Origin of the sequence: Micromonospora krabiensis, from assembly GCF_900091425.1 — a bacterium.
Lineage (GTDB): Bacteria > Actinomycetota > Actinomycetes > Mycobacteriales > Micromonosporaceae > Micromonospora > Micromonospora krabiensis.
The window spans coordinates 3,641,092-3,663,318 of record NZ_LT598496.1 but is presented as its reverse complement, the minus strand read 5'-3'; the positions used below and the strand labels follow the sequence as shown (position 1 = coordinate 3,663,318).

Here is a 22,227-nt window from a genome sequence, read left to right as displayed (position 1 = left end):
CCGGAGCCCGGATGTTCGCCACCTATCTGATCGGCCTGCGCGAGGGCCTGGAAGCGACCCTCGTGGTCAGCATCCTGGTCGCGTTCCTCGTGAAGTCGCAGCGCCGGGACCGGCTGCCCCAGGTGTGGGCGGGTGTCGGGCTCGCGGTGGCGCTGTCGGTGCTCTTCGGCTGGTTGATCGAGTACACCTCCACCACCCTGCTGGCCCGCTCCGAGGACCGTGAGTTGTTCGAGGCGGTGACGTCCGTCGCGGCCGTCGTCTTCGTGACCTGGATGATCTTCTGGATGCGCCGGGCGGCGCGGACCATCGCCAAGGAGTTGCGGGGCCGGCTGACCGAGGCGCTGGCCGTCGGTTCCCTCGCGGTGGCCGGGATGGCCTTCCTCGCGGTGATCCGCGAGGGGCTGGAGACCGCCCTCATCTTCTACTCGGCGGCCCAGGGCGCCTCGGGCGACACCGGTCCGCTGCTGGCGCTCATCGGTGGTGTCGTCACCTCCGTGGTCATCGGCGTGCTGCTCTACGCCAGCGCACTGAAGATCAACCTGACCCGCTTCTTCGCCTGGACCGGCGCCCTACTGATCCTGGTCGCCGCCGGCATCCTCAAGTACGGCGTGCACGACTTCCAGGAGGCGGGCGTCCTGCCCGGCCTGAACAACCTGGCCTTCGACATCAGCGGGGTGCTCGACCCCAGCACCTGGTACGCCGCCCTGCTCGCGGGGATGTTCAACATCACCCCCGCGCCGACGGTGCTGGAGATGGTCGCCTGTGTCGCGTACGCCGTGCCCGTCCTGGTGCTCTTCCTGCTCCCCGCACGCCGCACCGCGGCGCCGAGCACCGTCGACACGGCCGCGCCCGAGGCGGGCCGGACCGAGGCCGACACCGACCCGGCGACCGCGCCGCAACCTGCCTGAACCGACGAGGAGAACTGCTCAGATGCGTACCACCGGTTACCTGGCGCTGGCCGCCGCCGGCCTGCTGGCCGCGGCCGGCGTGGCGGGGTGCTCCGACCCCGAGGCGAAGGACGCGGCGACGGCCGGCGGACCGATCGTGGTCAAGGCCAACGACACCGCCTGCGAGGTCGGCGACACCGACCTGAGCGCGGGTACGGCCACCTTCAAGATCACCAACTCCGGTGCGAAGGTGACCGAGTTCTACGTCTACGCCAGCGGTGACCGGGTGATGGGCGAGGTCGAGAACATCGCCCCCGGGCTGAGTCGTGAGCTGCGCGTCGAGCTGCCCGCGGGCACGTACGAGACGGCCTGTAAGCCGGGGATGAGCGGTAAGGGCATCCGGGGGGCGCTGAAGGTCAGCGGGTCGGCCGCGCCGCTGACCGACGACGCCGCGCTCGCGGGCGCCACCGAGAACTACCAGCGCTACGTGAAGAGCCAGACGGCGGCGCTGCTGGAGAAGACCGAGGAGTTCGTCACCGCCGTCAAGGGCGGGGACGTGGCGAAGGCCAAGGCCCTCTACCCGGTCGCCCGCACCTACTGGGAGCGGATCGAGCCGGTCGCGGAGATCTTCGGCGACCTCGACCCCAAGATCGACGGCCGCGAGGAGGTCATCGAGGAGGGGATGGAGTTCACCGGCTTCCACCGCATCGAGAAGGACCTGTGGACGACCGGGGACCTCAGCAAGGACGGTCCGATCGCCGACCGGCTGCTGACCGACGTCAAGGAGATCGTGGCCAAGGCCAACGCCGAGAAGCTCTCCCCGCTCCAGCTCGCCAACGGCGCCAAGGAGCTGCTCGACGAGGTCGCCAGCGGCAAGATCACCGGTGAGGAGGACCGCTACTCCCACACCGACCTCTGGGACTTCAGCGCCAACCTGGAGGGCTCGAAGGCCGCCGTCGCCGCGCTCCGCCCCGCGCTGGAGCAGCGCTCGCCCGACCTGGTGAAGCAGCTCGACACCGAGTTCGCCAACGTCGAGGCGCTGCTCGGCAAGCACCGTGACGGTGACGGCTGGAAGCTGCACACCGCGCTGGACAAGGCGGAGCTCAAGGAGCTCTCCGACGGCATCAACGCGCTCGCCGAGCCGATCAGCAAGGTCGCCGCGGTCGTCGCCCGATGACCGGGGCCAGGGGGAGCCGATGAGCGGAAACGGGGTTTCCCGGCGCCGGGCGATCACGCTCGCCGGCGCCGGGGTGGCCGGTGTCGCCGGGGTGGCTGCCGGTGCGGGGGCGCTGCTGCGCGGCTCCGGCGACCACGCCGCGGCGGGCGACCACGCCGCCGGGGCGGTGCCGTTCCACGGCGAACACCAGGCCGGGATCGTCACCCCCGCCCAGGACCGGCTGCACTTCGTCGCGTTCGACGTGATCACCAAGGACCGGGCCCGGCTGGTCGAGCTGCTCCAGGAGTGGACGGCTGCCGCGGCGCGGATGACCGCCGGCCGGGACGCCGGAGTCCTCGGCGCGGTCGGCGGCATGCCGGAGGCCCCGCCGGACGACACCGGCGAGGCGCTGGGTCTGCCCCCGTCGCAGCTCACCCTGACCATCGGCTTCGGACCGACCCTGTTCCGCGACGCCGACGGCCGGGACCGGTTCGGCATCGCCGACCGGCGGCCCGCCGCCCTGGCCGACCTGCCGCGCTTCCCCGGCGACGCGCTGCAGCCGCAGATCTCCGGCGGGGACCTGTGCGTCCAGGCGTGCGCCAACGACCCGCAGGTGGCGGTGCACGCCATCCGCAACCTGGCCCGCCTCGGCATGGGCGTGGTGAGCGTCCGCTGGTCCCAGCTGGGCTTCGGCCGCACCTCGTCCACGTCACGGGAGCAGGCCACCCCGCGCAACCTGTTCGGGTTCAAGGACGGCACCGCCAACCTCAAGGCCGAGGACGCCGACCTGCTGCGCGACCAGCTCTGGGTGCAGCCCGGTGACGGGGCGGACTGGATGACCGGCGGGTCGTACCTGGTCACCCGCAAGATCCGAATGCTGATCGAGACGTGGGACCGGACTCCGCTCGGGGAGCAGGAGGAGATCGTGGGGCGGACCAAGGGCAGCGGCGCCCCGCTCGGGCAGGGCGACGAGTTCGACGAGCCGGACTTCGCGGCGCGGGGCGACGACGGCGAGCTCCGCATCCCGGAGCACGCGCACGTCACCCTCGCCCACCCCAGCCGCAACGGCGGCGCCCGCCTGCTGCGTCGCGGCTACAACTTCGTGGACGGCTCGGACGGCCTGGGCCGACTGGACGCCGGTCTGTTCTTCATCGCCTACCAGCGCGACCCGCGCAAACAATTCGTGCCGATCCAGACCCAGCTGGCCCGGCACGACGTCATGAACGAATACCTGCGGCACGTCTCCAGCGGCCTCTTCGCCTGCCCGCCGGGCGTCCGGGACGGCGGCGACCACTGGGGGCGCTCGCTCTTCGGGTGAACCGGCGCCGCGGTCAGACGCGTGGGCGTACCACCGGAGGGTCGGCCTGACTCGGGGCGGCCGCCGGGCGCAGCACCGGTGCGCCCGCCGGGGCCCCCGGGGCCGGCGGCCCGGGCACGGCCGTGACCTCCGGCGCGGCCGGCCGGATCGCCTCGACCGGCGGGGCGGGCGACAGCTCCGGCCACAGCGCGGCCGTGGCCGCGCGGCCCCGCTGGATGCGGTGCAGCGCCCGGCGGTGCCGCTCACCGAGGACCGCGGCAAGATAGACCGTGTCCGGGGCTGCCAGCGGCGGAGGCGGCGTGATCACCGCCGAGACCTCGGCCCACAGGCCGCGGCCGAGCCGCGCCCGGGCGGGCTCGGCGAGCTGGTGGACGCGCGCCAGGTACTGCCGCGCCGCGAGGGCCAGGTCGTCGTCGAGTCGGCTCAGGTCCAGCGTGTACGCCCAACCCACCAGCGGCGGCACCGCGGTCGCGACCGGTCGCCACACCGCCGCCGCGCGAGTGTGGATGACCAGCGTGCCGGCGACCAGGTCACCGAGCCGCCGGCCGCGCCGGTCGGTCAGCATCACGGTCACCCCGGCGGCCCAGCTCAACAGGGGCAGGACCAGGCCGGGCCACTCCACGGCGACGCCGACCAGGGCGCGGGTCAGCGACTGGCGCAGCCCGACCGGCCCGCCGTCGAGGCTGACCACGCGCAGGCCCACCGCCAGCTTTCCCGGGGTGCGGCCACCGTTGAACCGTTCCCACAGGACCGGGTAGCCGACCAGCACCAGGACCATCGAGATGGTGGCCGTCGCGCCGTTGAGCGCCGCGTCGACCACGCCGATCGGCAGGGCGGAGAGAACCAGCCCGACCAGCATCGCCAGCACCAGAGCGACCATGAGCTGGCACAGCACGTCCACCAGCAGGGCGAGCACCCGGGAGCCGAGGCGGGCGACCCGGACGTCCAACTCCACGGCCTCGCCGCTGACCAGCCCGGCGTCGCTCCACGGGAGCGTCCGGGCGGTCGGCCGGGTCGCCGCCGGCGACGGTGGTTGCGCGGTCACCCCGACAGTGAACACTATGATCGCCGGGACGGGGGTGGGGCGTGGATCTCGACGCGTACGTCGCGGAGCACGGCGGTCAGTGGCGACGGCTCGACGAGCTGTGCCGGCGCCGCCACCTCGACGCGGCCGAGATCGACGAGTTGGTGGCGCTCTACCAGCGGACGGCCACCCAGCTCTCCACGCTGCGCAGCCGGTCACCGGATCCCGCGCTGGTCAGCCAGCTCTCCCACCTGGTGCTGCGCGCCCGGGCCCGGCTCACCGGTCGGCCCCGCCCGTCCGTGGCGACGATCACCCGCTTCCTCCTGGTCGATTTCCCCGGCGCCGTCTACCGGGCGTGGCCGTGGTGGTGCGGGGTGGCGAGCGGGTTCACTCTGCTCAGCTTCTTCCTGATCTGGTTCGTCGCCGGCAACCCCGACACCGCCGCCGCGTTCATCGGCGAGGACGCCGCGGCCGACCTGGCGGAGTCGGGCTTCGCCGGTTACTACACCGAGTCGTCCGCGCCCACGTTCGCGTTCCACCTCTGGACGCACAACGCCTGGGTCGCCGCCCAGTGCCTGGCCTCCGGCGTGCTGATCGTGCCGGTGCTCTACCTGCTGTGGCAGAACGCGCTCAACATCGGTGTGGTCGGCGGGGTGATGGTCTCCTACGACCGGGCGGACGTCTTCTTCGGACTGATCACCCCGCACGGCCTGCTGGAGCTGACCGGCGTCTTCGTGGCCGCCGGGATGGGGCTACGTACGGCGTGGGCGTGGATCGCGCCGCCGGCCGACCTGACCCGCGGGCAGGCGGTCGCGAGGGCGGGGCGCTCCGCGATCCTGGTCGCCCTGGGCCTGGTCGGGCTCTTCGCGGTCTCCGCGCTGGTCGAGGCGTTCGTGACGCCGGCCCCGGTGCCGGTCGCGCTGCGCATCGGCATCGGCGCCGGGGTCTGGCTGGCCTTCCTGGCGTACGTCCTGGTCCTGGGCCACCAGGCCACCCACCCGGCCGCCCCCGAGCCCGACCCGGGGCCCGACCGGCCCAGGAGAAACGAGGGTGGGTCAGAGTTGGGCTCGGGACTTCAGGCGTAGGTAGGCGTCGGCGAGGGTCGTCGCCAGCGCGCCAGCCGGGGCGTCGACCACGGTGACGCCGTGCCGGCTCAGCGCGGCGCGGACCCGGTCCCGCTCGGCCAGCGCACGCCATCCGGCCGCCGCCGCATACGCGTCCTCCACCCGGGCCGGGGCGCGGGTCGTCAGCGCCGACAGCACCGGGTCGTGGGTCGCCGCGATCAGCACCCGGTGACGCGCCGCCAGCCGGGGCAGCACCGGCAGCAACCCCTCGCCGAGCGCACCCGCCTCCAGGGCGGTGAAGAGCACCACCAGGCTGCGCTGCCGCTGCCGGCGCAGCACCTCACCGGCGATCAGCTCGAAGTCCGTCTCCACCATCGCCGGCTGGAGCGGGGCGAGCGCGTGCACCAGCCGGGGCAGCAGCGCCGGCCGACCGGTGCCGGTGACCGTGGCCCGCACCGCCGTGTCCGCGGCGAGCAGGTCGACCCGGTCACCCGCGCGGGACGCCAACGCGGTGAGCAACAGCGCCGCGTCGATCGCGGTATCCAGCCGGGGCTCGTCGCCGACGCGCACGGCGGAGGTGCGCCCGGTGTCGAGTACGCACACGAGCCGCCGGTCCCGCTCCGGCCGCCACGTACGCACCAGCACGTCCGACTGCCGGGCGCTGGCCCGCCAGTCGATCGACCGGACGTCGTCGCCGACCACGTACTCGCGCAGCGTGTCGAACTCGGTGCCCTGCCCGCGCCCCCGGGTGACCTGGATGCCGTCGATCACCCGCAGCCGGGCCAGCTTCTCCGGCAGGTGCCGGCGGGAGTCGAAGCGGGGCAGCACCCGCAGCGTCCACGGTGGCATGGCCGGCCGCCCGGCGCGCTGACGGAATGCGAGCCGCAGCGGCCCGTAGGAGCGTACGGTCAGCGCGACGGCGGGCCGGTCACCCCGGCGGGTGGGGGTCAGCCGGCTGGGCAGCAGCACCGAGTCGCCCGGCTCGACGGTGAGCAGCTGCCGGGGCGGCGTGTCCGGGAGGGCGCCGGCCGACGGCACCCACGCGTCCCGCACCTGGGCGCGCAGCGTACGCCCGGAGGTGTTGGTGAGCCGGAGCGCGACGGTGGCGCTGCCGCCGAGCCGGACCGCGCGGTCGCCCTCACGGTCCGCGACGACCTCCCGGGGCGAGACCGCCAGCAGGCGGTCCACCAGCACCAGGGCCAGCACCGCGCCGGTCATCACCAGCACACCGGCGAACGGCGACGGCCACAGCGGCAGGGTCAGCGCCCCGACCGCCAGCAGCAGCGCCGCCCGCCAGGTCATCGCGGCGTCGGCACGGTGGCGAGCACGGTGTCCAGCACCGCGTCGACCCCCACGCCCTCCAGTTCGACCTCGGGGCGCAGCCGCAGCCGGTGCCGCAGGGTCGGGCGGGCCACCGCCTTCACGTCGTCCGGGATCACGTGGTCGCGGCCGGCCAGCCAGGCCCACGCCTTCGCGGTGCCGAGCAGGGCGGTGGCGCCGCGCGGCGAGGCGCCGAGCTCCAGGGCGGGGGTGCCGCGGGTGGCCCGGCACAGGTCCACGATGTAGCCGAGGAGCGGCTCGGCCACGTGCACCCGGCCGACCGCGGCCCGGGCGGCGGCGAGGTCGGCCGCGCTCGCCACCGGCCGAACGCCGGCCGCCGTGAGGTCCCGCGGGTCGAACCCGGCGTGGTGGGCGCGGAGCACGCCTAGCTCCTCGTCCCGGTTGGGCAGCGGCACGGTGAGCTTGAGCAGGAACCGGTCCAGCTGCGCCTCGGGAAGCGGGTAGGTGCCCTCGTACTCGACGGGGTTCTGGGTGGCGGCGACGATGAACGGGTCGGGCAGCGGACGCCGGGCGCCCTCCACCGACACCTGCCGTTCCTCCATCACCTCCAGCAGCGCCGACTGGGTCTTCGGCGGGGTCCGGTTGATCTCGTCGGCGAGCAGCAGGTTGGTGAAGACCGGGCCCTCGCGGAAGGTGAACGCGGCGGTGCGCGGGTCGAAGATCAGCGAGCCGGTGACGTCGCCGGGCATCAGGTCGGGGGTGAACTGCACCCGCTTGGAGTCCAGGTCCAGTGCGGTGGCCACGGTGCGGATCAGCAGGGTCTTCGCCACCCCCGGCACGCCCTCCAGCAGCACGTGCCCCCGGCAGAGCAGGGCGATCACCAGCCCGGTGACCACGGAGTCCTGGCCGACGACGGCCTTGCCGACCTCTGTCCGCAGCCGGTGCAGGGCGGCGCGGGCGTCATCGGGGCCGGTGGTCGGCAGCTCGGTGGTTCCGGTGGGTCGGCTCACCGGGGTCCTCCTTCGGTCGGGTCGGTGCCGGGCGGTGCCTCCGCGACGGTACGGGTGATCCGGTCCAGCGCCTGGGCCAGGTCCAGGAGTTCCTGGTCGGTGGCCGGGTCGCCGCCGTACAGCAGCTCCTCGGTCGGCTCCGGGCCCTCGCCGGTGCGGGCCGCCACGGCGGCGGCCACCCGGTCGGGCGGGGCGTCGGCCGGCAGGTTCAGCCGCGGCAGCACGCGGGTGAGGGTGGCGGCGCGCAGCGTCCGGGCGGCCGGGCCGCGAGCGCCCGCACGCCGGTAGAGCTGGGCCCGACCGAGTACGGTCTCGGCGGATCGTACGGTCACCGGCAGCGGCTCCGGTGTGGGCGGTCCGAGCCGGCGGGCCCGCCACAGCGCGGCCACCAGCAGGACCAGCACGAGCTGGGTCAGCAGGGCCCAGAACCATAGTGGGAAGGCGTCCCAGAGCGGGTTCGACGCGTCCCGGTCGGGCCGGTCGGCCGAGCCCTGGTTCCCGTCCCCTCGGCCGGACGCCCCGTCGGGGCTCGTCGGCGTGCCGGGCGCTCCGTCGCCGCCGTCCGACCGGCCGCCGTCGCCGTCGCCGTCGTCGTCGCCCGCGTCGTCGGAGCCCGGCTGCTCACCGGGCACGTCGCCGCCGGGTGCCGGGACCGGGCGGCGAAGGTCGAGCCAGACGACCCGTCCGCGTACGCCGAGCAGGCCCACGGCCAGCGGGCGGTTGTCGTGTTCGTCGATCCGGTCGTTGCGGAACGGGTCGTCCGCCCCGACGACGACGGTCTCGGCCGAGCCGGCCACCCGGGCCACCCCGGCGGAGAAGCAGAGGTCGACGGTCGGGGCGTCGGACGCGTACCGCTGGCGCTCCACCGCCGCGCGGCGGACCGTGTCCAGTTCGGGCAGCGGACAGGGTCGCCCGTCGGTCCCCGGGCCGACCGCGCGGGCCGCCCAACGCCGGTCCGCCCGGGTCAGCGGCAGCCCGACGTGGCTCAGCACCGGCCGGGACGGGTCCACCAGCACCAGGCGGGTGTTCGCGGGCAGCCCGTTGAGCGCGGCGACGACATCCGGGTGCAGCTGGCCGGGGGCGGGCACGAACAGGGTGGCCGGTCCCGCACGGGTGGCCAGCAGGGCCTTCGTGTAGTCGGTCTCCCGCTGGACGGTCACGCCCCGCTCGCGCAGGGCCTCGGCCAGCCGGCTGCCGCCGTGCTTCCCGGTCTCGACGGGGGAGAGGTAGCCGGGGCTGTCCGGGTCGGCCCGGTCCACTGCCTGGGTGACCAGGCTGGTGACGATCAGCGTGGCGACCAGCCCGAACGGGATGGCCAGCCGGTGCCAGCGCCGTCGCCGGGTCGGGCGGGCGACGGCGGGGCGGGCCGGTCCGGGCGTGGCAGCCGCACGGGCGGTCGGGGGTGCGGCGGTCACGGTCGGTCCTCCCGGGCCGCGGCCTGCTGTGGGACGACGGCCGCCGGAGTGGGCGGCGCGTCGTCCTGCGCCGCCGCGGCCGGTGGGTTGCCGAGCACGCCGTGCAGTTCGGCGGCGAGGTCCCGCATTCGCCGGTCGTGGTCGGCGGAGGCGGGCCGCTGGGCGTACCAGAGTTCCGCGAAGATCTCGCCGGCTGCGGCGACGGTCGGGCCGGTGGCCGGCCGGTTGCGGGCCGCGGTCGTGGCGACCTCGCGCACGGTGAGCCCGGGCTGCCGGGGAACCACCTGATGGGCGACCAGTTCGGCGATCATGGCGCGCAGCCGCTCCCGGACGGCTTCGGCGTAGCGGCCCTCGGCGGCGAGACGGTCGGCGAGGGAGAGGTAGGCGGCGGCCGGCGCGATCGGGGTGGGCGCCTCCGGTGTCGGGTCCGCCGTCGGGGTGGGGTCGGGCGCGGGCCGCCGGCGGCGGCGCAGCCGGGGGAACCGTGGGCGGCGCAGCCGGAACCGGGGCAGGCGCCGCGGCACCCAGGCCGGAAACGTGTGCCACGCCAGCCCGGTCAGCGCCGCGGCCAGCACCAGCAGCAGGGCGAGCAGCGGCAGCGGGACGTGGTCGCCGACCGCGGCGACGGTCTCGGTCCACCACCGGCTGAAGCTCATCGGTCCGCCACCAACAGCGCCGGGTCCGTGCCGGCCGGCATGCGGGAGAGCAGGATGTCCAGGCCCTCGGTGCGCATGCGGGTCTCGAGGTGCAGCACCGCGTCGAGGCACGCGAGCGCGGGGTAGGCGACGGTGTTCACCGCGGCCCAGACCACCAGCGCGACCGGCACGTCCCAGGCGGGGCCGAGGAGGTCGAGGGCGGCCAGCCCGAAGATAGCCCCGCACGCCAGCCCGACCCGGAGGATCCACCAGCTGAGGTAGCCGAGCAGCCGGACGAGACCGGCTCGGGCGCCGCCGCGGACGGCCAGGCCGGCGGCGCGCGGCAGGGCACGGGATGCCGGCGCGCGATCGACGACCAGCACCGGCACGGTCGCGCCGAGCAGGGCGAAGCCCACGAACCAGGCCGGCCCGAACAGCGCGGCCGTGAACATCACGGCACCGGCGACCAGCGCCAGCGCCAGCGTGGCGCCCCACCGCGCGGCGCGGGGCCGCAGCAGGTCGCGGGCCCGGGGCGTACGCCCGAGCAGCGCGCCGCCCGCGGCCCGGGCGGCCGGGTTGCCGAGCAGCGCGATGATCACGGCTTCGGTGGCCGCGCCGACGGCCAGCAGCAGCCAGTACGCGGCGAGCCGCCCGTCGGCCAGCCACCAGATCGGGGGCGTGGTGTCGGCGGCCACGCGCAGGGGCAGCAGGAGGAGCTGCTCGGCGGCGGCCAGCGCGGCGGCGGTCGGCACCAGCACCAGGGCGTGCTGGCGCAGCAGCAGGACGGCCGAGTCCAGCAGCTCGCCCACGGTGAGCGGGCGGCGCGGAAGCACGGCGACCGGGCCGGCGTCTGGCACGCGTACTCCTGGGGGACGAGCGACGGTGGCGCCCGACGGCGCCCGCGGGGATCATGGTGTCACGCCCGACGCGCGTGGGTGGACCCCCAGGTGGTGACGGCGCGCGTTAGCCCGACGAGGCCGGAGGCTGTGGCAAGCTTGCCGGCGGCGGTACCGTGCCGGCTGAGGCCGGTCCCACAATTGTGAATGGGGATGGAAAATTAATCCCATGAGAGCCCGGGTACTGGTGGTCGACGACGACCCCGCGCTCGCCGAGATGCTCGGCATCGTGCTGCGCAGCGAAGGCTTCCTGCCGTCCTTCGTCGCCGACGGGGAACGGGCACTGGCCGCCTTCCGTGACAATCGCCCCGACATCGTCCTACTCGACCTGATGCTGCCCGGAATGAGCGGTATCGACGTGGCCCGGGCCATCCGCGCCGAGTCCGGCGTGCCGATCGTCATGCTGACCGCGAAAAGCGACACGGTGGACGTGGTGCTCGGTCTGGAGTCCGGGGCCGACGACTACGTGGTCAAGCCGTTCAAGCCGAAGGAGCTGGTCGCCCGCATGCGGGCGCGGCTGCGGCGTGGCGAGGACGTGGCGCCGGAGATGCTGACCATCGGGCCGCCCGGCAACCAGATCAGCATCGACGTCCCGGCGCACACCGTCAGCCGCGACGGCGAGGAGGTGAAGCTGACGCCGCTGGAGTTCGACCTGCTGGTCGCGCTCGCCCGCAAGCCGCGTCAGGTCTTCACCCGGGAGGTCCTGCTGGAGCAGGTCTGGGGCTACCGGCACGCGGCCGACACGCGGCTGGTCAACGTGCACGTGCAGCGGCTCCGGGCCAAGATCGAACCGGATCCGGAGCGGCCGGAAATCATCCTGACGGTGCGGGGCGTGGGCTACAAGGCGGGCACGGGCTAGCCTTGGTCGCACTGTGGCCTCCTCCCCGCTCCCGCGCCCCGAGACATCCCCCCGCCGGCCCGGCGCCGTGGGGGAGCTGTGGCGTGGGCTGCTCGGGCGAGCCGCCCGGCTGATCGCCGGCGTGCACCAGACGTGGCGGCGCTCGCTCCAGGTCCGGGTCGTCACCATCACGCTGGTCGCCTCCAGCCTGTTGGTGGGCGGATTCGCCTACCTGATCGCCGACAAGATCACCAACATCCTGCTGGAGAACGCCAAGACCGACGTCCGGCTGCGGCTCAACAGCGGCGCCGACTACGCCGCGAAGCAGGTCTACCTCTACGGCCAGCCGCAGGAGGCCCAGCTCCAGGAGACCATCGAGGGCACGGTCAACTATCTGGCCGGCGGCGACCCCCAGCAGACCAGCGGCGTCGTGGTGGCGATCACCGCCGCGCACCACGGGGAGATCCAGACCCGGACGGCGCCGGACGTCGACGTCCAGCCCCTGATCAGTCCGGAGCTGAGGGCGGCGGTCGCCGACGGCAACGTGGCCAGCCAGATCGGCACCGGCCGGCTCACCGGCGACCGGACCAAATATCTGGTGTACGGCTCACCGGTGCCGACCCGGTTCGGCCAGATCGAGCTCTACTACCTCGTGCCCCTGGCCCGGCAGGACGCCACGGCCGCGGACGCCCGCGCCACCGTGGTGGCCACCGGTGCCGCCCTGGTGGTGCTGCTGGGCCTGCTCGCGGCCCTGGTCACCCGTCTCGTGGTGAACCCGGTGCGGGTGGCCGCCCGGACGGCTCAGCGGCTCTCCGCCGGCCTGCTCGACCAGCGGATGGTGGTCAACGGCGAGGACGACCTGGCGCTGCTGGCCGCCTCGTTCAACCAGATGGCCACCAACCTCCAACGGCAGATCATGCGGCTGGAGGAGATGTCCCGCCTGCAGCGGCGGTTCACCTCGGACGTGTCGCACGAGCTGCGTACGCCCCTGACGACCGTGCGGATGGCCGCCGACCTGATCTTCGCCGAGCGCGAGGAGTTCGACCCGGCGGTGGCGCGCAGCGCCGAGCTGCTCCAGGCCGAGCTGGACCGCTTCGAGGAGCTGCTCACCGACCTGCTGGAGATCAGCCGCTTCGACGCGGGCTTCGCCATGCTGGACGCCGAGCCGACCGACCTGGTGCCGGTGGTGCACCGGGTGGTGGAGCGGCTGGCCGGGCTGGCCGAGCGGGTCGGCGTCCCGATCGAGCTGGACCTGCCCGACACCGAGGTGATCGCCGAGGTCGACCCGCGCCGGGTGGAGCGGGTGCTGCGCAACCTGGTCGGCAACGCCGTGGAGCACGGCGAGGGCCGGCCGGTGCTGATCACGCTGGGGATGGACGAGACGGCGGTGGCGATCACCGTGCGCGACCACGGTGTGGGTCTGAAGCCGGGCGAGGAGAAGCTGGTGTTCAACCGGTTCTGGCGCGCGGACCCGTCCCGGGCCCGCCAGACCGGCGGCACCGGGCTCGGCCTGTCGATCAGCGTCGAGGACGCCCGGCTGCACGGCGGCTGGCTGGAGGCCTGGGGCGCGCCGGGGCAGGGCGCACAGTTCCGGCTGACGCTGCCCGTCCGGGCCGGCGACCGGCTGACCACCTCGCCGCTGCGCCTGGTGCCCGACGACGCCCGGCTGCCCTTCGGCGGTCCCCGCGACGGCGGGCCGCTGGCCATCGGCCCCGGCGTCGGCGGCACGCTGGCGATCATGTCGGGTCCGGCGGCGGACGTCCCGACCAGTCGGACGGAGGTGCGGTCGTGAGGCGACGCCTGGTTGCCGGCGCCCTCTGCGGCGCGCTGACCGTCGCCGCGTTCACCGGCTGCGGCATCCCGCAGCGCACGGACGTGCAGGTCGACGGTCGGCGGGGGCCGGCCACCGAGTCGGGCTCGGTCGCCGGCTGGCGCAACGAGCCGCCGGTGCGTACGGCCAGCGGCGCGGACGCGGAGGCGTTCGTCCGCAACTTCCTCTCCGCGGCGGCGGGCGAGCCGGACCGGGCGTACTACCGGGTGAAGCAGTTCGTCGCCCCCGAGCACCGGGGCAAGCTCCAGGAGAAGCAGGGCAGTGAGGTCGCGCTGACCGTCGTGCGGCCGTCGGACCGTCCGGCCTTCACCGGCAACAGCGACGGCACCACGACGGTGAGCATCGCCGTGCAGCAGGTCGGCCTGCTCCGGTCGAACGGCACCCTGGTCCCGCCCGTATCCACCCAGGAGCGGTACGAGTTCCGGCTGCGCAGCGCCTCCCCGGACAGCCCGGGGGACGACGCCGGTGGCCTGTTCGTCCTCGACCCGCCGAACGTCCTGCTGCTCAGCGACATCGCGTTGCAGGACTACTACCGGAGCCAGTCGATCTACTTCTGGAACTCGGACCGGACCCGGCTCGTGCCGGACCAGCGCTACCTGCCACTGGCCGTGCCCGACGAGCGCCGGCTCAACGAGGTGGTGAAGTGGCTGGTCGGTGGCCCGTCCGACTGGCTGCGGCCGGGGGTGGTGGGTCTCCCCGACCGGACCGAGCTGATCAACAACGCCACCGGCGGAAACCGTCGGTGGGAGGTCAACCTGGACATGTCCGGTGACGACAAGGGGCGGATCGACCAGTTCGTCACGCAGCTCGCGTGGTCGCTGCCGGAGCTGGACGGCGAGCTGGAGTTGAAGATCCGCAACAACGCCCTGCCGGCGCAGGACCTCGCGCAGCGCAGGGCGTCGCACAAGCTCTACGAGTTGGTCGACGGCCCGCAGCGGTTCTGCGTCTACGAGGGCGTCATCCGTCCGCTCGACCTCGGGGGCGAGCCCAGCGGGCCGGTGCCGGTGCGCCCGGAGAGCAACCGGGACGTGGTGTCGGCCGGGATGACCCGCACCAGCGAACAGATTCTCGCCGCGCTGGTGGTGAGCGCGTCCGACGGTCGGCAGCGCCTGAACGTCGGCACCGGGGCCAGCCCGGTGACGATCTTTACGAAGGGCCCGGAGCACCGCAGTATCGGTCGTCCGGTCTGGCTTCGCGCCACCGATCCGCACCAGCCGCAGGGGCTGGTGGTGGCCGACGGCAAGCTCTACCGGTTCGACCAGAACGCGAAGATGAGCCAGGTCGTGCTCGACCTGCCGCCGGGCGAGGTGACCGCGGTCGCCGCGTCCCTCGACGGCCAGCGGATCGCCCTGATCGTCGGCGGTTCGCTCTACGTGGCGGCGGTCAACGTGGACGGCCAGGTCGCGGTCGGGCCGCCCCGCCGGGTGGCCACCTCGTTGACCGGGCTCTCCGCCGTGGACTGGGCCGGCGAGGACCGGCTCGTCGTTGCCGGCACGGCCGGGCGCCCGGCGATCTACGAGATCAGCGTGGACGGCGCGCTCCAGACCCCGCTGAAGGACGACGTGGGCGCGAAGGTGACCCACCTGTCGGCGTACCCCACCAACCGGACCATCAAGGTCCCCGCCGGCGCCTTCATGTACGAGGCGAACGGGGTCGCCTACCGCAGCAGCCCCATCGGGCGGATCGCGCGGGAGCAGGTCAGGGACGTCCCGACGCCGTCGTCCGAGGGGCAGTCCGCAGACGTGTCCGCGCCCTTCTTCCTCTTCTGACGCCGGTGGGTGTCCTCGGCGGGCTCTGGGCGGACCTCAACGACCTCGTGCTGCCCGCCGACTGCGCCGGTTGCCGTGAGCGCCGGGCCGGTCTGCGACACGGCGTGTGCCCGGAGTGCGTCGCCGCGCTCGACGCGCTGGTACCCCGGCCGGTCCGGCCCACACCCGCCCCGCCGGGCCTGCCGCCCTGCTTCGCCCTCGGCCCGTACGCCGGTCCCCTGCGGGAGACGTTGCTCGCGTACAAGGACCACGGCCGGCACGGGCTGGCCCGGCCGCTCGGCGCGCTCCTCGCCGAGGTCGTCGCCACCGCGGTCGGTTCGGCCCGGCCGCTGGCCTTGGTGCCGGTGCCGGACACCGCGGCGGCGGCCCGCGCCCGCTATGGCGACCACCTCGGCCGGCTGGCCCGGCACTGCGCGGAGCGGCTGCGCGTGGCGGGTTGGCCGGTACGGGTTCTCCGCCCGTTGCGGGCCCTGCCCCGGCCGGACTCGGTGACGCTGGACAGCGCCGGCCGCGCCGCCGCCGCGGCGGCGGCCTTCCGGCCCCGGTCGGCCCGGCTCGGTCCGGACGCCGCCGACGCCGTGCTCGTCGTGCTCGACGACATCGTCACGACCGGGGTCACGCTGGCCGCCGCCAGCCGTGCGCTCCTCGCGAGCGGCCGCACACCCACCGTCACGGCGGTGCTCGCGGCGACGCAGAAGCGAGTACCGGCGTAACCGTTCGTGTTTCTGATTCACCCGTTGGTGTATGAGCTGTGAAAAATCCTGGTCTCTTCTTACAACCAGGGGTGACGGCCCGGAGAACAGGAGTTAGCGTTTTGCTGTCGGGGGTAGGAGGTCTTTCCACCCGCCCCCGGCGGTGAAAGGAGGCGTAGCCGCACTGACCGGTCGACGCCGAGCGGGGCCCTCCCCCTGGGGCGAGCGACCGGGTTGCCGGATCGAGGACCGTCCGAACGAGGGAGGTCACGTGGACATCGTGGTCAAGGGCCGAAATGTCGAAGTGCCGGACCATTACCGGGTGCACGTAGCCGAGAAACTTGCCAAGATCGAACGCTACGACCACAAACTCATTCGAGTCGATGTCGAGCTGTTTCACGAGCGCAATCCGCGCCAGGCCGACCACTGCCAGCGGGTGGAGATCACCTGCGTTTCCCGGGGCCCGGTGATCCGGGCCGAGGCCTGCACGAACGATTTCTACAGCGCGCTCGACGCCGCCATCGCCAAGCTCGACACCCGGCTCCGCCGGGCGGCCGACCGCCGACGCGTACACCGGGGACGGCACGCGCCGCTCTCGGTCGCCGCGGCCACGGCGAGCCTGCCGGTCGCGGACCTGGGCGCCGACCCGCTGGGCGTGCTCAGCGACGGGGCGGCCACGGCCACCGCGGTCGCGGAGCGGGTCGAGGAGGACGAGCACGACGACCAGCCCTGGCACATCGCGCGGGAGAAGGTGCACCCCGCCGAGCCGATGACCGTCGACGACGCCCTGTTCCAGATGGAACTGGTGGGCCACGACTTCTACCTGTTCCAGGACAAGGAGTCCGGCCGCCCCAGCGTCGTCTACCGGCGCCACGCCTACGACTACGGCATCATCTCGCTGGCCACCTGACCCGCGACGCCGCTCGGGGAGCCACGGTGGTCACCGTGGCTCCCCGAGCCCGTCCCGGCGTCCCTCGTCAGCGAACTCCTCCGGGAGCAGGCCGAAGACCAGGTCGTCGGCCCTGGTGCCGGCCGGGCCGGGCAGCCGCCCGCGGAGCAGCCCCTCGCGGCGGAAGCCGACCCGTTCCAGCACCCGGTGCGATGCGACGTTCTCCGGCACGGTGCCGGCGGCGAGCCGGGCGAACCCGGCCGGCCCGAACGCCCAGCCGGCGATGAGCCGCACCGCCCGGCTGGCGTACCCGCGCCCGCGCCAGTCCGGCAGCAGGGCGTAGCCGATCGTGCCCTCACCGGCGCGTGGGTCGCTGACCGAGAGGCCGCAACTGCCCGCCGGCGCGCCGGTCGCCGCGTCCAGGATGAGCATCCGGGCGATCTCGCCGAGCAGCCAGCCGCTCTCCGACACCCGGCAGCGTCGCTCGACGGCGGCCCGCTCCGGCGGCACCGGCGGCGCCTGGTTCGCCACCACCTCCGGCCGGCTGTGCAGCTCGTACATCACGTCCGCGTCCTCCGGGGCCAGCCGGCGCAGGGTCACCACCCCGTCGGTCAGCCGCCCGTCGGGCAGGTCCGGCAGCCGCCGCGCGGTGGGCCCGGCCGGGTCGTCGGCGACGCGTACCCAGGCCAGCAGGTCATGCCGGCCACCGTCGCGCGACGGGCCGGCCGACCGGCGTACGCCCTCGAAGCGGAACCCGGCCGCCAGTGCGACCCGCTGACTGGCCGTGTTCTCCTCGCGGGTGAGCAGCTCCAGCCGGACCGTCCCGGTGGTGAGGGCGTACCCGCTCAGGGCCCGGGTCGCGGCGACGGCGACACCACGCCCGCGTGCCGCCGGCATCACCCAGTAGCCGATCTCGGCCTGCCCCCGGTAGGCGTCGGCGTGACTCAGCCCCACCGTGCCGAGCAGCCGGTCCGTCGCCGGGTCGGCGATCGCGTACGCGGCTCCGCCGGCCGCCCACGCCGCCGGGGCGCCCTCGGTGATCCACCGTCGCGCGTCCGCCTCGGTGTACGGCGTGGGCAGCCCGGGGAGGAAGCGCTGGGTCAGCGGGTCGGCGCAGCCGACGGTCACGTCCGCGGCGTCCTCGGGACGGAACGGGCGCAGCCGCACCCCGTGGGACTCGATGACCTCGGGCGTCACGCCAGGTCCTCGGCGAGCAGGGCACCCACCCAGGCGTCGATCCGCTCGCCGCGGTGGGACAGCCCGCCCCGGGCCGTGCCCTCGTACCGGAAACCGGCCTTCTCCGCGGCGCGCCGGGAGGCGGCGTTACCGACGTTGGCGCGCCACTCGATCCGGGCCAGACCGAGCGTGGTGAACCCCCACGCGCAGAGCGCGGTCAGCGCGGCCGGCAGGTAGCCCCGGCCCCGGAAGGCGGGGGCGGTCATGAAGCCGACGTCGGCCAGCAGCGGGTCGGCGGGGGAGAGCCGCAGGCTGATCGAGCCGGCGTACCGGTCGTCCGAGTCGGTGAAGACGTAGTCGGCGCTGGTGCCGGCCGCCCACGCGCCCCGGACGAAGTCGAGGAAGTCCTCGGCGTCGGCCCGCGCGTACGGGTCGGGCACGGTGGTCCAGCGAATCGTGTCCGGGTCCCGGCAGGTCGACACGATCGCGTCGAGGTCGCGCTCCTCCATGGGCCGCAGCCGCAGGTCGGTGAAGCCCGAGGTGGTGGTGGCCCGCGCGGCGCCGGCGCTGGCCGGGTCCGCGGTGGCGCGTGCCGTGGCGAAGAGGACGGGCTGGGGCCGGCCGAAGACGGCCGCCCGCAGGGCCTCGACGGTGCCGGGGCCGGCGGGGCCGGGCTCGCCCGGGGCGGGCACCTCGCCGGGGAGCAGCGAGCCGATCCAGCCGTCGGGGCGGCCGTCCGGGGCCGGGTCGGCGAGCCGCAGCCGCCCCTCGACGCGGAACCCGGCGCGCAGCGCGACCAACCGGGACGCGTGGTTGCCCACCTCCGCCTGCCAGATCAGGCGGCGCAGCTTGAGCGAGTCGAAGGCCCAGCGGGCGACCGCCCGGGCGGCGCGGGCGGTGACGCCCCGGCCGCGCGCCCAGGGAGCCGTCCAGTAGCCGATCTCCCCGGAGCCCGCCGCGCCGTCGATCGAGATCAGCCCGCAGGAGCCGAGCAGCTCCCCGGTCGCGGCGTCGCAGACCGCGAACGGCGCTCCCGTCCCCTCCGCCCAGGCCCGTCCGGAGATGTCCGTGACGAACCCGGTGGCGTGTTCCGGAAGGTAGGGCCGGGGCACGGTGGTCCAGCGCTGGATGTCCGGATCCTGGCAGGCGCGGTGCACGGCCTCGGCGTCGGTGGCCCGCCAGGGGCGCAGCGACAGGCCGTCCTCGCTGATCTCGATAGGCTCCATTCGCAGCATGGTGCCCGACCGTTCGCCCACGGCGTAACCGGATAACCGCCCGTCCGCGTGTCGCCCGTGCCTTATGTCGGATTCCTCGCCCCGGTCCGCCGCCACCAGTGACCATCCCCCCGCGCGAGCGCCTACGATGGTTCGAGACCGTCTAGGGGAGCGTTGATCCGTGTCGATTCTGGAAAAGGTCCTCCGCGCGGGCGAGGGCCGTATGCTGCGTCGGCTCAAGGCCATCGCCGCCGCCGTCAACTCGATCGAGGACGACTACGTCAACCTCAGCGACGACGAGCTGAGCGCCATGACCGAGCAGTTCAAGGAACGGCTGGCCGACGGGGAGACCCTCGACGACCTGCTGCCGGAGGCCTTCGCGGTGTGCCGGGAGGCGGCCGCCCGGGTGCTGGGGCAGCGCCCGTACGACGTCCAGGTGATGGGCGGCGCGGCGCTGCACTTCGGCAACATCGCCGAGATGAAGACCGGTGAGGGTAAGACGCTGACCTCGGTCATGCCGGTCTACCTGAACGCGCTCTCCGGCAAGGGCGTGCACGTCATCACGGTCAACGACTACCTGGCCCAGCGTGACGCCGCCTGGATGGGCCGGGTGCACGAGTTCCTCGGCCTCACCGTCGGCGTGGTGCTGCCCAACCGGCCGGCCGCCGAGCACCGGGCCGCCTACGACTGCGACGTCACCTACGGCACCAACAACGAGTTCGGCTTCGACTACCTGCGCGACAACATGGCGTGGTCGAAGGACGAGTTGGTGCAGCGGGGCCACAACTTCGCGGTGGTCGACGAGGTCGACTCGATCCTGATCGACGAGGCCCGCACGCCGCTGATCATCTCCGGTCCGGCCGAGCATTCCGCCCGGTGGTACTCGGAGTTCGCGAGTGTCGTGGCCCGGCTCCAGCCCGGCAAGGACGGCGAGGGCGACTACGAGGTCGACCTGTCCAAGCGGACCGTGGCGGTCACCGAGCGCGGCGTGGCGAAGGTCGAGGACCGCCTGGGCATCGACAACCTCTACGAGTCGGTGAACACGCCGCTGGTCGGCTACCTGAACAACGCGATCAAGGCCAAGGAGCTCTACAAGCGCGACAAGGACTACATCGTCAGCGACGGCGAGGTCCTGATCGTCGACGAGTTCACCGGCCGCATCCTGCACGGGCGCCGCTACAACGAGGGCATGCACCAGGCGATCGAGGCCAAGGAGGGGGTGGAGATCAAGCAGGAGAACCAGACCCTGGCCACGATCACCCTCCAGAACTACTTCCGCCTCTACGAGAAGCTGTCCGGCATGACCGGTACGGCCCAGACCGAGGCCGGCGAGTTCAACAAGGTCTACAAGGTCGGCGTCGTGACCATCCCGACCCACCGACCGATGGTCCGGCAGGATCGCCCGGACGTGATCTACAAGACCGAGAAGGCCAAGTTCAACGCCGTGGTGGAGGACATCGCCGAGCGGCACGAGCAGGGGCAGCCGGTGCTGGTCGGCACCGTCTCGGTGGAAAACTCCGAGATCCTCTCCCAGCTGCTGCGCCGCCGCGGCATCCCGCACTCGGTGCTCAACGCGAAGTTCCACGCCCGCGAGGCGGAGATCGTCGCCCAGGCCGGGCGCAAGGGCGCCGTCACCGTGGCCACCAACATGGCCGGCCGTGGCACCGACATCCTCCTCGGCGGCAACGCCGAGTTCCTCGCCGCCAACGAGCTGCGCCAGCGCGGCCTCGACCCGGCGGAGAACGAGGAGGAGTACGCCAAGGCGATGGAGGAGGTCCTGCCCAAGTGGAAGCAGGCCTGCGACGCCGAGGCGGAGGAGGTGGCCGCCGCCGGCGGTCTCTACGTGCTCGGCACCGAGCGGCACGAGTCGCGTCGGATCGACAACCAGCTGCGCGGCCGCTCCGGCCGGCAGGGTGACCCGGGCGAGTCCCGCTTCTACCTCTCGCTCCAGGACGAGCTGATGCGGCGCTTCCGCGCCGGCGCGGTCGAGGCGGTGATGGAGCGCTTCAACATCCCGGAGGACGTGCCCATCGAGTCGAAGATGGTCACCCGCCAGATCAAGAGCGCCCAGGCCCAGATCGAGGGCCAGAACGCCGAGATCCGCAAGAACGTCCTGAAGTACGACGAGGTGCTCAACAAGCAGCGCCAGGTGATCTACGCCGAGCGGCTGCGCGTGCTCAACGGCGAGGACCTGTCCGACCAGGTCCGCAACATGATCGACGACGTCGTCGGTGCGTACGTGCAGGGCGCCACCTCGGAGGGCTACGGCGAGGACTGGGATCTCGACCAGCTCTGGTCCAACCTGAAGCAGCTCTACCCGGTCGGCATCACGATCGACGAGCTGGAGGAGGAGGCCGGGGGTTCGCGTGCCGGGATGGACGCCGACTTCCTGATCGCCCGCCTCAAGGAGGACGCGCACGCCGCGTACGACCGGCGTGAGGAGCAGCTCGGCGAGGAGGCCGTCCGGCAGCTGGAGCGGATGGTCCTGCTCCAGGTCATCGACCGGAAGTGGCGCGAGCACCTCTACGAGATGGACTACCTCCAGGAGGGCATCAGCCTCCGCGCCTATGCCCAGCGCGACCCGGTGGTGGAATACCAGCGCGAGGGCTTCGACATGTTCGCCACCATGATGGACGGCATCAAGGAGGAGACGGTCGGCTTCCTCTACAACCTGGAGGTCCAGGTCGCGGAGCCGGAGCCGGAGGCCGAAGAGGTCCAGCTGCTGGACAAGCCGGTGGAGCTGCGGGCCAAGGGCCTCAACCGGGCGCCGCAGCAGCAGCCGCTGCAATACTCCGCCCCGGCCGTCGACGGCGAGGCGGGCCGGGGTGCCCCCACCCTGGCGCAGACCGACCAGCAGGCTCCGGCGCTCGGTGTCGGGCGTCCGCAGCCGGCCGCTCCGGCCGGCCCCGGGCGCACCGCCCCGACCGCCCCGCAGCGCCCCGCGAGCGGGCTGAGCGGGCCGGCGGTCGCCGGCAACTCCGCCCGCCGCACCGCCGCCACCGGTCAGGTGGAGGCCGGGAACGGACCGTCTCGCAACGCGCCGTGCCCCTGCGGCTCCGGCCGCAAGTACAAGCGCTGCCACGGCGCCCCGAACGGCGGCAACTGATCACCCGCCGCCGGCGGCGGGCCCGT

The 22,227-nt window shown here is 73.8% G+C and carries 18 protein-coding genes; 10 read left to right on the top strand and 8 right to left on the bottom strand.

The window, feature by feature from the left end; all coding sequences use genetic code 11:
• Nucleotides 1-11 precede the first annotated feature (11 nt).
• Genes efeU through efeB form a run of 3 tightly spaced genes read left to right on the top strand, consistent with a single transcriptional unit; the run spans nt 12 to nt 3,361 of the window.
• The gene (gene efeU / locus GA0070620_RS16560) at nt 12-908 is read left to right on the top strand and encodes an iron uptake transporter permease EfeU (protein WP_091591942.1); all 897 of its coding nucleotides are present in this window, start codon (nt 12-14) and stop codon (nt 906-908) included.
• A 22-nt stretch (nt 909-930) separates the two neighbouring features.
• A complete protein-coding gene (gene efeO / locus GA0070620_RS16555; protein WP_091591940.1) occupies nt 931-2,064 on the top strand; it encodes an iron uptake system protein EfeO in 1,134 nt (377 codons plus the stop codon).
• Nucleotides 2,065-2,083: 19 nt separating this feature from the next.
• A complete protein-coding gene (gene efeB / locus GA0070620_RS16550; RefSeq protein WP_091591939.1) occupies nt 2,084-3,361 on the top strand; it encodes an iron uptake transporter deferrochelatase/peroxidase subunit in 1,278 nt (425 codons plus the stop codon).
• 13 nt (nt 3,362-3,374) lie between these two features.
• On the opposite strand, the gene GA0070620_RS16545 is transcribed toward efeB, so the two are convergent.
• Nucleotides 3,375-4,406, bottom strand: coding sequence for an RDD family protein (locus GA0070620_RS16545; protein WP_231921822.1), 1,032 nt, complete (start codon nt 4,404-4,406; stop codon nt 3,375-3,377).
• Nucleotides 4,407-4,447: 41 nt separating this feature from the next.
• Between GA0070620_RS16545 and GA0070620_RS16540 the strand changes: the two genes are divergently transcribed.
• Entirely contained in the window at nt 4,448-5,470 is a 1,023-nt protein-coding gene (locus GA0070620_RS16540; RefSeq protein WP_091591937.1) for a stage II sporulation protein M, read from the top strand.
• Here the strand turns inward: GA0070620_RS16540 and GA0070620_RS16535 are convergent.
• From GA0070620_RS16535 to GA0070620_RS16515, 5 genes are read right to left on the bottom strand one after another with little or no spacing between them, the layout of a single operon-like run.
• On the bottom strand, nt 5,441-6,751 hold the full coding sequence (locus GA0070620_RS16535) for a DUF58 domain-containing protein (protein WP_091591935.1): 1,311 nt from the start codon (nt 6,749-6,751) through the stop codon (nt 5,441-5,443). The genes GA0070620_RS16540 and GA0070620_RS16535 overlap by 30 nt on opposite strands.
• Entirely contained in the window at nt 6,748-7,713 is a 966-nt protein-coding gene (locus GA0070620_RS16530; protein WP_091598856.1) for an AAA family ATPase, read from the bottom strand. Before GA0070620_RS16530 ends, GA0070620_RS16535 begins: the two co-directional genes overlap by 4 nt.
• A 23-nt stretch (nt 7,714-7,736) precedes the next feature.
• Nucleotides 7,737-9,155, bottom strand: coding sequence for a DUF4350 domain-containing protein (locus GA0070620_RS16525; protein ID WP_091591933.1), 1,419 nt, complete (start codon nt 9,153-9,155; stop codon nt 7,737-7,739).
• On the bottom strand, nt 9,152-9,811 hold the full coding sequence (locus GA0070620_RS16520) for a DUF4129 domain-containing protein (RefSeq protein WP_231921821.1): 660 nt from the start codon (nt 9,809-9,811) through the stop codon (nt 9,152-9,154). The genes GA0070620_RS16525 and GA0070620_RS16520 overlap by 4 nt, the downstream gene beginning before the upstream one ends.
• On the bottom strand, nt 9,808-10,647 hold the full coding sequence (locus tag GA0070620_RS16515) for a hypothetical protein (protein ID WP_091591931.1): 840 nt from the start codon (nt 10,645-10,647) through the stop codon (nt 9,808-9,810). The genes GA0070620_RS16520 and GA0070620_RS16515 overlap by 4 nt, the downstream gene beginning before the upstream one ends.
• Nucleotides 10,648-10,855: 208 nt before the next feature.
• On the opposite strand from GA0070620_RS16515, the gene mtrA reads away from it, so the two are divergent.
• The 5 genes from mtrA to hpf all read left to right on the top strand — a co-directional run bounded on the left by mtrA (nt 10,856) and on the right by hpf (nt 16,726).
• Entirely contained in the window at nt 10,856-11,545 is a 690-nt protein-coding gene (gene mtrA, locus GA0070620_RS16510; RefSeq protein ID WP_091591928.1) for an MtrAB system response regulator MtrA, read from the top strand.
• Between the two features lie 13 nt (nt 11,546-11,558).
• Nucleotides 11,559-13,316: an MtrAB system histidine kinase MtrB gene (gene mtrB, locus GA0070620_RS16505; RefSeq protein ID WP_091591926.1), complete on the top strand. Its 1,758-nt coding sequence runs from the start codon at nt 11,559-11,561 to the stop codon at nt 13,314-13,316.
• Entirely contained in the window at nt 13,313-15,124 is a 1,812-nt protein-coding gene (locus GA0070620_RS16500) for an LpqB family beta-propeller domain-containing protein (protein ID WP_091591924.1), read from the top strand. The genes mtrB and GA0070620_RS16500 overlap by 4 nt, the downstream gene beginning before the upstream one ends.
• Nucleotides 15,125-15,171: 47 nt before the next feature.
• Nucleotides 15,172-15,837, top strand: a complete 666-nt coding sequence (locus tag GA0070620_RS16495; RefSeq protein WP_091598853.1) for a ComF family protein — start codon at nt 15,172-15,174, stop codon at nt 15,835-15,837.
• Nucleotides 15,838-16,087: 250 nt separating this feature from the next.
• The gene (hpf, locus tag GA0070620_RS16490; protein ID WP_091591922.1) at nt 16,088-16,726 is read left to right on the top strand and encodes a ribosome hibernation-promoting factor, HPF/YfiA family; all 639 of its coding nucleotides are present in this window, start codon (nt 16,088-16,090) and stop codon (nt 16,724-16,726) included.
• 30 nt (nt 16,727-16,756) lie between these two features.
• Here the strand turns inward: hpf and GA0070620_RS16485 are convergent, their stop codons facing one another.
• Together GA0070620_RS16485 and GA0070620_RS34050 are read right to left on the bottom strand one after the other, a co-directional pair.
• Entirely contained in the window at nt 16,757-17,902 is a 1,146-nt protein-coding gene (locus GA0070620_RS16485) for a GNAT family N-acetyltransferase (RefSeq protein WP_091591920.1), read from the bottom strand.
• Nucleotides 17,899-19,107 carry a GNAT family N-acetyltransferase gene (locus tag GA0070620_RS34050; RefSeq protein WP_091598850.1) on the bottom strand — a complete coding sequence of 403 codons (1,209 nt, stop codon included), beginning with the start codon at nt 19,105-19,107 and terminating at the stop codon, nt 17,899-17,901. Before GA0070620_RS34050 ends, GA0070620_RS16485 begins: the two co-directional genes overlap by 4 nt.
• A 169-nt stretch (nt 19,108-19,276) precedes the next feature.
• On the opposite strand from GA0070620_RS34050, the gene secA reads away from it, so the two are divergent.
• Nucleotides 19,277-22,201, top strand: a complete 2,925-nt coding sequence (gene secA, locus GA0070620_RS16475) for a preprotein translocase subunit SecA (RefSeq protein ID WP_091591918.1) — start codon at nt 19,277-19,279, stop codon at nt 22,199-22,201.
• Nucleotides 22,202-22,227: the final 26 nt, after the last annotated feature.

Excerpts from the sequence above, each read along its gene's own strand:
- efeU (WP_091591942.1), top strand. The coding sequence starts at position 12 with ATGTTCGCCACCTATCTGATCGGCCTGCGCGAGGGCCTGGAAGCGACC.
- efeO (WP_091591940.1), top strand. The coding sequence starts at position 931 with ATGCGTACCACCGGTTACCTGGCGCTGGCCGCCGCCGGCCTGCTGGCC.
- efeB (WP_091591939.1), top strand. The coding sequence starts at position 2,084 with ATGAGCGGAAACGGGGTTTCCCGGCGCCGGGCGATCACGCTCGCCGGC.
- GA0070620_RS16535 (WP_091591935.1), bottom strand. The coding sequence starts at position 6,751 with ATGACCTGGCGGGCGGCGCTGCTGCTGGCGGTCGGGGCGCTGACCCTG.
- GA0070620_RS16520 (WP_231921821.1), bottom strand. The coding sequence starts at position 9,811 with ATGAGCTTCAGCCGGTGGTGGACCGAGACCGTCGCCGCGGTCGGCGAC.
- mtrA (WP_091591928.1), top strand. The coding sequence starts at position 10,856 with ATGAGAGCCCGGGTACTGGTGGTCGACGACGACCCCGCGCTCGCCGAG.
- GA0070620_RS34050 (WP_091598850.1), bottom strand. The coding sequence starts at position 19,107 with ATGGAGCCTATCGAGATCAGCGAGGACGGCCTGTCGCTGCGCCCCTGG.